This is a genomic window from Alteromonas sp. ABH4_453 (genome assembly GCF_056160665.1).
Genome location: NZ_JBSWXP010000009.1, coordinates 13,652 through 26,728 on the forward strand (window position 1 = coordinate 13,652; position 13,077 = coordinate 26,728).

Consider the following 13,077-nt stretch of genomic DNA (forward strand, 5'->3'; position numbering starts at 1 on the left):
CATGTTACAACCAAAACGCATGAAGTTCCGTAAGATGCACAAAGGCCGCAACCGCGGCTTCGCAGCGGGTAGCACTGTTGCCTTTGGTACTTACGGCCTTAAAGCAGTTGGCCGTGGTCGAATGACTGCGCGCCAAATCGAAGCAGCGCGTCGTGCTATGACTCGTCACGTTAAGCGTCAAGGTAAAATTTGGATTCGAGTTTTCCCTGACAAGCCAATTACTGAGAAGCCTCTTGAAGTGCGTCAAGGTAAAGGTAAAGGTAACGTTGAGTACTGGGTATGCCAAATTCAGCCTGGTCGTGTTCTTTACGAGATGGAAGGTGTTCCTGAAAATCTTGCACGCGAAGCGTTTGAATTGGCAGCGGCTAAACTGCCATTTAAAACAACCTTTGTAACTCGGACGGTGATGTAATGAAAGCGACTGAACTGAAAGACAAAAGCGTAGAAGAGCTGAACGCAGAGTTGATTAACCTGCTACGCGAACAGTTCAACCTACGCATGCAGCACACAACAGGTCAGCTTGAAAAAACTGATCAGTTGAGAAAAGTACGTCGTAACATCGCGCGTGTTAAAACCATTCTGACTCAAAAGGCTGATGCGTAATGACTGAGCAAAAAATTCGTACAGTACAAGGTCGTGTGGTTAGCAACAAGATGGACAAAACCATCACTGTTGTAGTTGAACGTTTTGTTAAGCACCCTATCTACGGGAAGTTCATCAAGCGCTCTACTAAGCTTCACGCCCACGACGAAAACAACGTGTGCAACCAAGGTGACGTAGTAACAGTACGTGAATGTCGCCCGCTATCTAAGAACAAGTCTTGGATGCTAGTTGACGTTGTTGAAAAAGCTGGCGTTTAATCGCTAACTTTTTTCAAAGTCTTAAAAAAGCCGCTTTCGAGCGGCTTTTTTGTTTTCTTTGACCTGTCCAAAAAAGCACTCACGCTTCCTTTCACTTACGCGTTCACAATCTGGTGGTAAAGCGCGGCATACTCTCTTGCCATATTCTCTATGCTAAAGTGTGTTATCACATGCTGATGAAGTGCTTTGCCTAACGCTATCTTTTGCTCGGGTTCCGCTATCAATGAGCTTACTGCTTGCACAAGCCCGCTGACATCTCCAGGACTTACCATTAAACCCGTTTCCTTGTGTTTTATAATTTCCGGAATTCCGCCAACGGGGGTTGATACAACAGCACATTTGCTTATCCCTGCTTGAAGAAGTATGACGCCAAGGCCTTCAGCGTAAGCGGGGTGAACCAGAGCGTCTATATTAGGCAATATGCTAGCAACGTCGTTTGTAAACCCGCACAGCTTTACGCTACTGTGCAGGTTGTAACTGTCGATCAACGACTTATAGTGCTCTTCTTGCGAGCCCTTACCAAAAAGAAGGCAAGTTAGGTTATTGAATTGCGTTGTTAGTTCCCGCATAGCGAGTATCAAATCGGCCTGCCCTTTACGGGGGATATATTGTGCAAAATTAGCGATAATGAAGTGATGCTGAGGAATATTAAACGTACTTCTTAACCACTGCTGGTCAACCGGCTGTCCGTATTCTTCTTGGTCGACGGCAGAGTGAATAACCCCTTGGTATTTTACTTTTTCGCAATGCTCTGAGACAACTCTGTACACACCCTCCGATATGCTTATAACAGCTTCGTATTCTCGATATTTAAAGCGAGCGAATATACTTTCAGTGTTATCTACACGTCGGGTACATACCGCCGGTATTCCAGTGAATTTTGCTGTAAGTGCGCCCCAGACATCAGCGCCTCGTCTACTATGTACGTGAATCACATCGGGCTTAGTACGTTTTACAGCATTAAGCAAACGCTTAAAGCCTATTAGGTCGGTATCGCCTTTGTAGCCTATAGGGTGGGTATTACAGCCGTGAAAATCGTAACGACTGATTTCGCTATTAGCGGCACAAACAAGATGTTGGGTAAACCTACTGTCTTTATCTAGCGCATCGATAAGATAAGTTACTTGCTTCGCACCACCGTATAAATGCCTTCCTAATTCGATATGCAACACGTTAATATTGAAAGAATGCCTGTTGCTCATATTAGTGGTTTATATATGGTTTAAGCTGATTAAAGACATGGTTAGGTGTCACTCGCTTCATGCAGTCAAAGCGCCCATTGCACGTGGGTTTTCGTTTGCATGGTGCGCAAGGCATATCTTCAAACAATACATGGGTATCTGCATTGTCAGTGATAGTGTAGGGTCTCGTAGAACCAAAAATGGCAATAGTAGGTTTTTTATAGCTTGTTGCTAAATGGGTAAGACCCGTATCTACACCGACAAACGCATGGCAAAGCGATAGCACGCTTACAGACTCCTCTAAACTAATTTTTCCTGCCAGCGAAACTACCCCGTTACATTCAAAGGTTAAGGCTTCAGCTTTTGCAGTATCTCCAGGGCCTCCCAAAATAGCGATAGGTAAACTAGAGTGTTTGCGTATCTTGTGAATTAAATTTTGCCAGTGTTCACAAGGCCAATGCTTTTGAGGGCGAGTGGTAAAAGGCGCGATGGCTATAAAAGGTTGTGTTAAACCTAAATGCCTAGTTTTTGATATCGCTGACTGCATGGCAGCGCTACTTGATCTAATGCACATTTCATAGCCTGAGCTATCATTATTTTCAGTGCTGCAAAGTGAATATAGTGTTTTAGCAAGATGTCGATATTCGCTGCTAATCTGTTGTGATGTTGGTTTATCTACCGCGAGCGTAAGTAATCTTTGGCTATTTTCCTTGCTTTTAAAACCTACGCGCTCTGAAGCACCACTGATGTAAGCGAACAAGGAACTTTTCAACAGACCTTGTGCTTCAATTGCCACTTTGAAGTTCTTTTCTCTGAGCTGCTGTCTAAACGCTTTTATAGTTTTAAAAAGCGCCCAGTATTTTTTAGCCTTTAACAGAGAGCGCCATTCGTTTTTGGGCCACAGAATAACGTGGTCGACATAGGGGTGGCTGCTAACTAATTCGGCATAGGGGGCTTCTACTAGCCAGGTTAATTCAACAGTCTTACCACTTTGGGAATAACTTTGCTTAATGCTAGACGGTAGGCCAGAAGCCATTACAATATCGCCAATTGCGCTAAGCCTGATAAAAAGAATTTGTTGTACGTCTTTAGGCATTAGAATAGGCTTTCGAAATTCACGTGAAGCTAACTAGCTAGCAATAACATCACAGTTTGACGACACTTTAATGACGCACATTGTATTAACGATTATGTATGCGTTTATTTTTACCATTAAGGACAATTTATGTTTGCTGCCGAGCGTAACGGCTACAAACCCACACTAATAGAAGATATATGCCGATGGGGATATTCGCTGATATTGGTGTTCATTATTCCCTTCGCCTTTTTGCAGCTGATGTTAAGAGGTGCTACCAGAAACAAAGACTATAACCGAAGAAGGTTTGAACGTTTTGGCTTCGTCGCCCATGCGCCTAAAAAAGACGGTTACTTATTTCACTGCGTTTCTGTGGGAGAGGTAGTTGCAGCTTCTTGTTTGATTAAGCGTATTATGCAAGAAGAACCCGATTGTCAGATTACGGTGACTACCACTACGCCTACAGGCTCTGCGCGTGTTCGGGCAATATTCGGTGGCAGTGTGCATCACTTTTATTTACCTTACGATTTACACATGGCCATGGCAGGAATGCTAAAAAGAATTCAGCCCAAAGCTGTGCTAATTACCGAGGTAGAGTTATGGCCTAATCTCATCCATGCATGCTGGAAACGAGATATACCTGTAATGGTCGTCAACGCTCGCATGACCGATAGGTCTGCCAGACGTTATAAAAAGATTGGTAAGTTGTTTAACCCTATGCTCGCTAAGCTTTACCATATATGCGCCCAAGGGCAGCGCGACTACAAAAATTACGCATGGCTTGGGGTGCCTGATAAAAAGCTTACGCTTACTAACAACATCAAGTTCGACCAAGTTGCCTCTGCTACAGTTCCGGGCCATTCGTTCTTAGGTTTGAATCAAGCAGATTACCCTATACTTGTTGCAGGAAGTACTCACGACCTTGAAGAGGAAGCAGTACTTAAAGCGGCCAAAGAGTTGTGGCAAAAAAGTCCTTCCTTAAAAGTAATTATTGTTCCGCGTCACCCCGAGCGATTCGATGTAGTAGCGAAACTTATTGAAGCTAAATCACTACCCTTTGTGCGAACTTCTCAGGTGCAATCTGTACCAGAAGATACCAATGTGGTGTTGCTTGATGAGATGGGGAAATTAAACGATGCCTATGCGGTAGCTTCTTTCGCTTTCGTTGGCGGCTCAATAGCTGATAGAGGGGGACACAATGCCCTTGAACCTGCAAGCTTTTCCATTCCGATAATAATGGGCCCTCACACTTATAATAATCCGGTTATCTGCAGTTACTTAGAAGAATGCGGCGCCTTGGTAAAAGTTGAAAGTGGAGAAACAATATCAACGGTTCTTAGTAGATGGTTACATAACCCGAGTGAGCGAGAAAAGGCAGGACGAGCTGGTCGTAAAGTCTTGGAAGAAAATAGCGGTGCTCTCGAGTCTACTGTTAAGTGTATACGAAAATACGTTAACTAATTGTTTTATGGTTAAAAAATGGGCCCCTAAATAGTGCGCATTGTGCACTTTAATGGGGGCTTCTTTGAGATGGCTGCAAAGCTAGAACGTGTAAATTAATATAAGTGGTTGTAAGATATGCTTTTTATTAGTTTGGTCTACTCTTTGCTATAGAGACAACGACAGTGTAACAACAGTAAAATCCAAATAACTACGCACTTTTAAAAAGGGCACTGTGTTACGTGTTCTCCAGGGAGAGACCTCCTGCCGGCTGGCAGGAGGTTTTCTTACTTTTACTCTTCTACATTTTGTTCAGGCTCTGGCTCAATCAAGCTGATAACACGCCAGCCAGCTTTCGGCTGAATGCTGTTTCCGTTAATAAAGGTGTAGCTTTTACCTTCGGCGTTAATGGCAATAAGTGGCGTAGCGCGCTCGCCATACTGCTTCGTATACTGCTCAAAGGTAAACTCTTCTGAAAGACGGGTAGTTTTAACCGCAGATTCACGGGCTATAGCAGACGCTAAGTAACCATAAGTTACACCTTCATCAAATAACGTTAGCTTTTTAGCGTACTGTTCGCTTACTTGGTGACTAGGTCGCGTTGACTGCTCGTTATTAGTAAGCGCCCACACTTTGTCCTTACCCATAGTGTATTCAAAGTGATAGGCAATAAGCGGGTTCAATTGTTTGTAGGGCGACATTATTAATACAGTGCCAAAGGTGTTTAAATCGAGGTGTCGGGCTGCATGATCGGACATAGGGTTTCCGAAATACACCGGAATATCCATCATGCGCGCTTCTCTAATGGCATCCCAGTTGGTATCTGCAATTGTCACGTCTAATTTTTGATTTAGCATTTCACACGCCAAGGCGCGGTTAAATTTGCTGCCACCAAAAATGAGGTAGCCAGTTGGAGCAGGGGCACGTACTTTAAGTAACGACGCAACGGTGCGTGATGTAAGGCTCTGTACCACAACTGTCGCGATAATCACCATGAATACGATAGGCACTATAATGCCCGCTCCTTCGTAGCCGATTTCTTCAAGCTTAAGAGAGAACAGGGCTGAGACTGCTGCAGCAACGATACCACGTGGGGCAATCCAACTTAGCAACGCTAATTCATTAAGCTTAAGCCCAGTACCAATGGATGATGCTAATACTGACAGAGGCCGAGCTACAAACATAATAGCGGCTAGCACCACAATCGAGCCCCATCCTACATCGATGACAGACTGTAAGTTCAGTCGGGTGGCAAGCAATATGAACAAGCCTGAAATAAGTAACACGCTTAAGGTTTCTTTAAATTCGAGGATGTCTTCTACATCAACATCTTTCATATTGGCTAACACCATGCCAGAGATGGTCACAGCCAAAAGGCCCGATTCATGTGCTACGTAATTTGATGCAGCAAATACACCTAAAATAACGGTTAACACAGCGGTGTTGAGCAAATAGTGAGGGATCCATTCCTTACGAATAGATAGACCCAGTAAATAGCCTGAGGCAAGTCCCAATACAGACCCAATACCAACGGTTTTTCCAAAGGCAATGAGCGTATGTGTGATAGCTGTTTCTTGTGACGCTACGATAAATTCGAATACCAGCACCGCTAGCAAAGCGCCAATAGGGTCGATAACAATCCCCTCCCAACGTAAGATATTGGCAAGGTTAGTTTTTGGTCTAACTGTCCTTAGCATGGGAACAATAACGGTAGGGCCAGTTACAGTAACGATAGCACCGAACAAAAAGGACAACTGCCATGAAAGGTCTAGGCTATAGTGTGCGGCTGTCGCGGCAACCACCCAGGTGACTAATACACCGATAGAGCATAGATTCCTCACCATATTGCCATGGCCGGCAATATCACCAAATTTTAGCGTCAGTGAGCCTTCGAACAGGATAATGGCGACAGAAAGAGAAACAACCGGAAACAGTAGGTCACCAAATAGATCGTCTGCATTAAGCACACCAAACACTGGTCCAACAACGATACCAACAATTAACAATGGCAGAATAGCGGGCAACCTAACTTTGTAAGCTAAGTATTGGCAGGTAATGGACAATAGCCCTACTGCAACGAGTGAGAGAAGCGGGTCTGACAAAGTGAATCCTTAAGAAGTTGTTATTATTCCATCGTATATTAGCTTAATCATTTATCATACTGAGACTTTAGAACAAGTTAAGCTTACAGCGATATACGCTTGGGTAAGAAGTTTAGACCAATAGACTGTCTTTAGCGTTGTAATATGCATGTTGATGTTTCAAGCTTTGTTATTATTTGTACTTATCGTTTATTCTGGAGTTATTTTTTTGAGCCGCTTTTTTAAACTTACGCTTTTACCGTTAGCGCTTTTGCTAATCTCGGCATGCGCGACTCAATATCCCACTCCAATTGCTTCATTGATCGTGAACAGTACTGTTAAATTACCTGAAGAACTGTCAGAAACCTCTGGTTTATTTTGCGACGTCGATAGCATGTTTTCGCTCAACGATTCCGGAAATGCGCCCGTTATTTATCGCATTAACTATCAAGGTGAAATAATTGAGCGCACGCGCTTACCGCTTACTAATAGAGACTGGGAAGCCATAACGGCTGACGACACGTCGTTTTATATAGCCGATGTCGGAAACAACAAAGGCAACAGAGAAAAGGTAGAGGTTCACAAAGTAAGTCGCCGTAACGCAAATGAAATTACCACCTTTACGCTAAAATATGCGGGTAATAACGCTAACATTAATATCCCATACGCTCATGATTTTGATTCAGAAGCAATGGTTAAGCATGGTGATGAACTTCTCTTGTTCTCGAAAAGCTGGAGAACGGGCATAACTCATGTTTACAAAGTTAACGAAGGGGAGATTGAACAAACTATCAGCCCTTTTACATCAATTGATGGCCTGCCTGGTGTGGTTACGGGCGTTGACTTCGACCGTCATCAAGGCAAGTTTGTTATCACAGGTTATAAATCAGACCCCTTTGGCAATTTTGCTACGTTTATCGCACAAATCTCGCAAGACTATGCGCTTCTTAATGTTTGGCCAATAAAACAATATAAGCAAGTTGAAGGTGTGTGTGTGGATACTAACGGCACCTATTGGTTTAGCGAGGAAGCGACGGAAGAGCGCAAAGCATCTCTATCTAGCTCACAGGTTGTATCAAGGTAAGCACCCCCTGATATGTCAGCGCGGCTAGCTTATCGTGTGCATACGTCGTCACTGGTTGTGTGACTTATCATCATTCCTTTAAAGTTATCTTTTAGTCCATGTTAGTAAAATGGCTAATACCCAACTGGCCGTACTACCGTCTATACTCAAATTGTGACTGAACAAGTTGTAGCCAACCACAATTTCAGAGGCAATCAAAATGAGACGTTTACACCAGTCCTTTTTAGTAATGTGTGTTTGCCCATGTCTATTAATGGCAGGAGCAGCTAATGCCTCTGTGGTTGAAAAGGCTCAGCAATGGCTCAACAAATATTCAGACAGCGATGATACCTTCTCTCTGACCCTCACCAAAAATAAGATTAAATTTAAAGGCTGTAAGCAGAAGCAATATCAATTAGCGTTCAGCCAAAAAATAGCGCCGATGTTTAACGTTGAAGCGATTGTGCACTACAACAAAGGTCTTCTTGACTACGGAGTTTTGTCGCAGCGTGTCAGAAGTCATGAATTTGAAGTAGTTAGCTGGTGGGATAGAGGGGGCTATCGTGTAGGATTTAGCCATAAAATACGCCCCCGCCATGAGATGCGTATACCGGTTGCCGATACGATAAGACTACCAACTAGCTCAACGGCTGGCTTATATGTTGAAGTTCCATTTAACGAAGATAAGCACTTACTCACCGTAGGCGCTATGCGAGAGTCGTGGGAGAGTGGTGATGCGTCACTTCAACTACCATGGCGTTCAAGCCGTGATAATCAAGTAAAACTGCAATACGCCATCACCTTCTAAATGATGGCGCATAAGGTTGTGTTATCTCAACGATTTGTACGTAATGCGGTTTAAGTAAACTTAAAGCTTAAATCGGCTTACTTCAGACGAGAGTTCTTGTGCCAGTTCGTCGAGCTTGTCACTCACGCTAACCAAAATTTTGGTCGCATTCAGGGTCTCTTCACTTGATGCACTAATGTCGTTAATGTTTCGACTAATATCTTCAACCACAGTTGCTTGTTCTTCCGTAGCCGTCGCTACTTGCGTATTCACATCATTGATATGAGCAATCTCTTCGGCAATATCTTGAAGCAGTTTGTCGATTTCATTGGTTGCGGTTACCACATCGGTTGTGCGCGCACGGCTTGACTCCATTTGCGAAACTGCTGATTTGGAGTCTTGCTGAAACTTATCAATTTTAATCTGTATCTCATCAGTCGCTTGAGCGGCACGTTGGGCTAGAGTGCGAACTTCATCCGCGACGACAGAGAAGCCTCGGCCATGATCGCCAGCCCGCGCTGCTTCAATAGCCGCATTAAGCGCAAGTAGGTTGGTTTGCTCCGAAATGCCCCTTATCGTGTCAAGGATTCCGCCAATGGCTGCTGTGTGTTCATCTAGGGACTGAATAACCCGTGATACATCTTGAATTTGCTCTGACAAGCCGTTTATCGCATGCACCGCTCGCTGGGTAATTTCACGACCATGAGCCGAGTTTGTGGTTGCTAAATTCGCATTTTGTGCCGCATGGGTCGCAGACTGGGCCACTTCATTTACCGTACTGCCCATCTCGGTTAACGCGGCTGCTGCCTGTAAGGTCTGATCGCGCTGGCTCTTGGTGGAATTCTCAGTTTGATGCGACTGTTTCGCAACGTCTTGTGCCGATGCTTTTAATGCATGGCTTGTTTTAGCTACCTTAGAAATAGTGCCGTGTAGATGATCGATAAAGTTATTAAACCCCTCTACTAAGCGGGCAATTTCTTTTTGTTCTGGCATAGGAATTCGCGAGCGCAAATCGCCTTGTCCTCTGCCAAGTTGCTGGAAAACATCGGCAAGTGATTCAAGTGGTTTAGTTAGGGTGCCAGCCAGCCATATTCCGATAAATGCAAAAGCACCGGCTATTATCAACGCCCAAATAATGATTTGGCGACTACCAGCATCTAAAGATGCATAGAGTTCGTGCTCGGGAACTTGAGCTACTACGTACCAACCGGCTTTTTCCACATAGGTACTGGCAAACAGTTGTGTGTCACCAGCAGAGTCGCTGGTAGACATGGCAAAGCTCTGACGGTTAAGTAATTGCCCTGCAGTGCTTGAATCGCTGATTGACGCTAATTTGGCTTTGCCTAATAACTCGGTATTGGGATGAGCGATAATAGTGCCGCTACCATCAACTAGAAAAACAAATCCGGTTTGCGCAATTTTGACGGCGTTGATAATACCCAGTAACTCATCTACCGACTTAGCGACACCCGACATACCTCTGCCGTTTACTTGTTGATAATTCGCAAACAGGCGGTAACCCTGTCCAGGTTCATTGTATAAACTCAGCGAGATGGGCTCGCCACTATTCTTATAAGCGAAAAACCATCCATCAAATTCGTCGTTTTGAAGTTCACGCAAAAAGCCATCTTGGTTCCAATATTTGTAGGTGGTTCTGTCTACAAATGAGGCTACGGTTAAATCATTAAATTCAACGATATTATTTAGATAGCCCAGTAGACGACGCTCGCCTGCCGAATCGGCGCCGGCTGATGACCAAGCAAGAATATCCGGGTTAGAGGCAATGCTGTGTGCTACGGTAAGCATCACGCTAGCCTCTCTGTCTACGCGGTTGCCAACCTGTTTCAGTAAAGAAGGAAGCTGTAGTTCTTCCATGTTCTCTTTAACGAGATCACGGGCAATCCATTGGCTAATTGAACCTACAAGAATAGCTGCGGCAAGTACTGCCACAATAAGAGAAATAATGAGTTTTTGTTTAATACTGAAAGTCATGACTTTCGACCACGTAAGTTAATGCTGAAAATTAATAGATTAAAGGTGACGTGGCATTGCAGGCACAGCAACGTCTGATACTGGATCCTAAGCTGGCCAGTACTACTTTATGATTCTTACGCTAATGCTTTTATTATTTTTAATGCGCAGAGAAGTTATCGACCTATTCCCAGCAAAGTTTATACTTTTTGCCGATAAATAAATCATAGTGATTGTGAAGCATAATTGACCAACAGGTCAATAGAAACATTATCCATTATATATGTAGGGGATAAATAAAAAGGCTCTCGTATTTGCCGAAACAAATACGAGAGCCTAACATTTAGAAAAAGGATTTGGTCAGTCGCAGACGTGACTTATCCCGCTGCTGTCGCCATTTCGCTTATTCTTTATTTTCCTTAGGAATAGGGAAACCGCGGTCACGCATTAGAGCGTCTACTTTGGCATCGCGGCCACGGAATTTGCGGTAAGCTTCGGCTGGGTCCATAGCATTACGTACGGCGAATAGGTATTTCACTAAGCGATCGCCTACTTCTTTATCGTAGAAACCACCCGGTGCTTCCATAAAGGCTTCTGCTGCGTCAGCTGTCAGCACTTCTGCCCACATGTAGCCATAATAGGCTGCGGCATAACCTTCGCCTGAGAACACATGCCCGAAATGAGGTGAACGGTGACGCATTACGATTTCTTCTGGCATATCAAGCTTTCTAAGCTCTTCACGCTCAAAAGTGTCAGGGTCAATCTTGCTAGGATCCGTTGTGTGATACTTCAGATCCATAATGGCAGAAGCCATGTACTCGGTAGTTTTAAAGCCTTCGTTGAAGGTTGAGGCCTTCTTAATCTTTTCAACTAGTTCTGCTGGAATTGGCTCGCCTGTTTCATGGTGAACCAGATAGTTGTTGATTACCTCATCGGTGGTCAACCAGCGCTCTAATAACTGAGACTGGAACTCAGTGTAATCGCGCACGCCAGAATGCGAAGACGGGTATTCAACATCAGACGCTAAGAAGTGAAGGGCATGACCAAATTCATGGAAGTAGGTTTCAGCGTCATCCCACGAAATAAGCGTAGCTTCGCCATCAGCACCTTTCACGAAGTTCGAGTTGTTTGAAGACAATACGGTCTTCTTGCCATCGAAAGTAGTGTAAGAGCGATACGTAGTTGCCCAAGCACCAGAGCGCTTACCTTGGCGTGAGAATGGGTCAAGGTACCAAAGGCCGATATGCTCACCGCTGTCTTTGTCAGTTACTTCCCATACTTTCACGTCTTCGTGGAAAACCGGTACTTTGCCTTCTTCAACAGGTGTGAAGTTGAAGTTGAACAAGCGACCTGCAACGTAGAACATCGCTTCGCGAAGCTTATCAAGCTGTAAATACTGCTTAACTTCGTTTGAATCTAGGTCGTATTTCGCTTGGCGCACTTTTTCTGCATAGAAGCGGTAGTCCCAAGGTTCAATCGTGATGTCTGCACCTTCTTTATCGGCAATAGCCTGCATGTCAGCCACTTCTTCTTCAACGCGAGCAATGGCGGCAGGCCATACTTTCATCATCAGATCCATGGCGTTTTCTGGGTTCTTCGCCATGCGATCTTCTAAACGCCACTGAGCATAATTTTCGTAACCTAGCAGCTCAACGCGCTCGTCACGAAGAGTTAAGATACGTTTAATAATGTCGTTATTATCAAACTCGTCAGCATTGTCGCCACGGTTGTAGTAGGTACGCCAAACTTTCTCGCGAAGCTCTCTGTTTGTAGAGTAGGTCAAGAACGGGTCCATCGATGAACGCGTATTGGTGATCGCGTAGTTACCTTCTTCGCCGCGAGACTCGGCCGCCGCTTTAGCTGCCTTTACAAACGAAGCGGGTAGGCCGTCAAGCTGGTCTTCAGTAATAAAAGTAACGTAGTTTTCTTCGTCTGCTAGCACGTTGTTAGAAAACTTGGTGTGCAGCGTAGCAAGTTCTTGGTTAATTTCAGCGTAGCGCTTTTTCGCTTCGCCATCTAACGTCGCACCGTTGCGCGCGAAGCTATTGTAAGTCATCCACGTAATACGCTGTTCTTCTGGCGTAAGTGAATCTAACTCGTCAGATTCGTATACCGTTTTGACTCTCTCAAAAAGCTTTTCATTTTGCGTAATTTGAGTGAAGAAAGCTGATAGCTTGGGTGACATCTCGGCCTGAATTTCGCGGAATTCAGGGCTAGACTTGTTCGAGCTCCAAATGCCGTAATACGTGAATACGCGTCCAAGCTCTGCACCTGCACGCTCCATTTCAACAATAACGTTTTCAAACGTTGGTGGCGCTTCGTTATTTGCGATGGCTTCAATTTCTTTAAGATTCAGTTCCATGGCTTTTTCTAGCGCAGGCTTCAAATCTTCCAAATTCATTTTATCGAAAGCAGGCACACCGCCGTACGGGCCTTTAAACTCTTGAAGCAGCACGTTATCAAACTGTGCTTGTTGAGATGTCGCTGTATTTTGAACATCTGTGCTGGTGGTCTCAGGTGCTTTTTGTTCTGAACATGCACCGAGTGCAACCACAACCGCCATAGCGGTGAGTGATGATTTAAATTTACCCATGAGTTTTCCTGTCTGTTTTTATCTAT

The 13,077-nt window shown here is 44.4% G+C and carries 11 protein-coding genes; 6 read left to right on the plus strand and 5 right to left on the minus strand.

Annotated elements, in window-relative coordinates:
- Nucleotide 1: 1 nt before the first annotated feature.
- Genes rplP through rpsQ form a run of 3 tightly spaced genes read left to right on the plus strand, consistent with a single transcriptional unit; the run spans nt 2 to nt 860 of the window.
- A complete protein-coding gene (rplP, locus tag ACXAGV_RS16895; protein WP_012516964.1) occupies nt 2–412 on the plus strand; it encodes a 50S ribosomal protein L16 in 411 nt (136 codons plus the stop codon).
- Entirely contained in the window at nt 412–603 is a 192-nt protein-coding gene (gene rpmC / locus ACXAGV_RS16900) for a 50S ribosomal protein L29 (protein ID WP_012516965.1), read from the plus strand. The genes rplP and rpmC overlap by 1 nt, the downstream gene beginning before the upstream one ends.
- A complete protein-coding gene (gene rpsQ, locus ACXAGV_RS16905) occupies nt 603–860 on the plus strand; it encodes a 30S ribosomal protein S17 (RefSeq protein WP_012516966.1) in 258 nt (85 codons plus the stop codon). The genes rpmC and rpsQ overlap by 1 nt, the downstream gene beginning before the upstream one ends.
- A 95-nt stretch (nt 861–955) precedes the next feature.
- Here rpsQ and ACXAGV_RS16910 read toward each other — a convergent pair whose 3' ends face one another.
- Nucleotides 956–2,062, minus strand: a complete 1,107-nt coding sequence (locus ACXAGV_RS16910) for a glycosyltransferase family 4 protein (RefSeq protein ID WP_474874243.1) — start codon at nt 2,060–2,062, stop codon at nt 956–958.
- Between the two features lies 1 nt (nt 2,063).
- Nucleotides 2,064–3,137: a glycosyltransferase family 9 protein gene (locus ACXAGV_RS16915; RefSeq protein ID WP_474874244.1), complete on the minus strand. Its 1,074-nt coding sequence runs from the start codon at nt 3,135–3,137 to the stop codon at nt 2,064–2,066.
- Between the two features lie 129 nt (nt 3,138–3,266).
- Here ACXAGV_RS16915 and waaA point away from each other — a divergent pair, with 129 nt between their 5' ends.
- Complete coding sequence (waaA, locus tag ACXAGV_RS16920; RefSeq protein WP_474874245.1) at nt 3,267–4,577, plus strand: lipid IV(A) 3-deoxy-D-manno-octulosonic acid transferase; 1,311 nt, start codon at nt 3,267–3,269, stop codon at nt 4,575–4,577.
- A 272-nt stretch (nt 4,578–4,849) separates the two neighbouring features.
- Here the strand turns inward: waaA and ACXAGV_RS16925 are convergent, their stop codons facing one another.
- Nucleotides 4,850–6,658, minus strand: a complete 1,809-nt coding sequence (locus tag ACXAGV_RS16925) for a cation:proton antiporter (RefSeq protein ID WP_474874246.1) — start codon at nt 6,656–6,658, stop codon at nt 4,850–4,852.
- Nucleotides 6,659–6,866: 208 nt separating this feature from the next.
- Here ACXAGV_RS16925 and ACXAGV_RS16930 point away from each other — a divergent pair, with 208 nt between their 5' ends.
- A complete protein-coding gene (locus tag ACXAGV_RS16930; protein ID WP_474874247.1) occupies nt 6,867–7,721 on the plus strand; it encodes a hypothetical protein in 855 nt (284 codons plus the stop codon).
- Between the two features lie 199 nt (nt 7,722–7,920).
- Nucleotides 7,921–8,508, plus strand: coding sequence for a hypothetical protein (locus tag ACXAGV_RS16935; protein WP_474874248.1), 588 nt, complete (start codon nt 7,921–7,923; stop codon nt 8,506–8,508).
- A gap of 60 nt (nt 8,509–8,568) precedes the next feature.
- On the opposite strand, the gene ACXAGV_RS16940 is transcribed toward ACXAGV_RS16935, so the two are convergent.
- Together ACXAGV_RS16940 and ACXAGV_RS16945 are read right to left on the minus strand one after the other, a co-directional pair.
- A complete protein-coding gene (locus ACXAGV_RS16940) occupies nt 8,569–10,479 on the minus strand; it encodes a methyl-accepting chemotaxis protein (protein ID WP_474874249.1) in 1,911 nt (636 codons plus the stop codon).
- Between the two features lie 382 nt (nt 10,480–10,861).
- A complete protein-coding gene (locus ACXAGV_RS16945) occupies nt 10,862–13,051 on the minus strand; it encodes a M3 family metallopeptidase (RefSeq protein WP_474874250.1) in 2,190 nt (729 codons plus the stop codon).
- Between the last annotated feature and the right edge of the window lie 26 nt (nt 13,052–13,077).

What these genes read in the sequence shown, in the direction of transcription:
- rplP (WP_012516964.1), top strand. Translation starts at nt 2, where the DNA reads ATGTTACAACCAAAACGCATGAAGTTCCGTAAGATGCACAAAGGCCGC.
- rpmC (WP_012516965.1), top strand. Translation starts at nt 412, where the DNA reads ATGAAAGCGACTGAACTGAAAGACAAAAGCGTAGAAGAGCTGAACGCA.
- rpsQ (WP_012516966.1), top strand. Translation starts at nt 603, where the DNA reads ATGACTGAGCAAAAAATTCGTACAGTACAAGGTCGTGTGGTTAGCAAC.
- ACXAGV_RS16910 (WP_474874243.1), bottom strand. Translation starts at nt 2,062, where the DNA reads ATGAGCAACAGGCATTCTTTCAATATTAACGTGTTGCATATCGAATTA.
- ACXAGV_RS16915 (WP_474874244.1), bottom strand. Translation starts at nt 3,137, where the DNA reads ATGCCTAAAGACGTACAACAAATTCTTTTTATCAGGCTTAGCGCAATT.
- waaA (WP_474874245.1), top strand. Translation starts at nt 3,267, where the DNA reads ATGTTTGCTGCCGAGCGTAACGGCTACAAACCCACACTAATAGAAGAT.
- ACXAGV_RS16935 (WP_474874248.1), top strand. Translation starts at nt 7,921, where the DNA reads ATGAGACGTTTACACCAGTCCTTTTTAGTAATGTGTGTTTGCCCATGT.
- ACXAGV_RS16940 (WP_474874249.1), bottom strand. Translation starts at nt 10,479, where the DNA reads ATGACTTTCAGTATTAAACAAAAACTCATTATTTCTCTTATTGTGGCA.
- ACXAGV_RS16945 (WP_474874250.1), bottom strand. Translation starts at nt 13,051, where the DNA reads ATGGGTAAATTTAAATCATCACTCACCGCTATGGCGGTTGTGGTTGCA.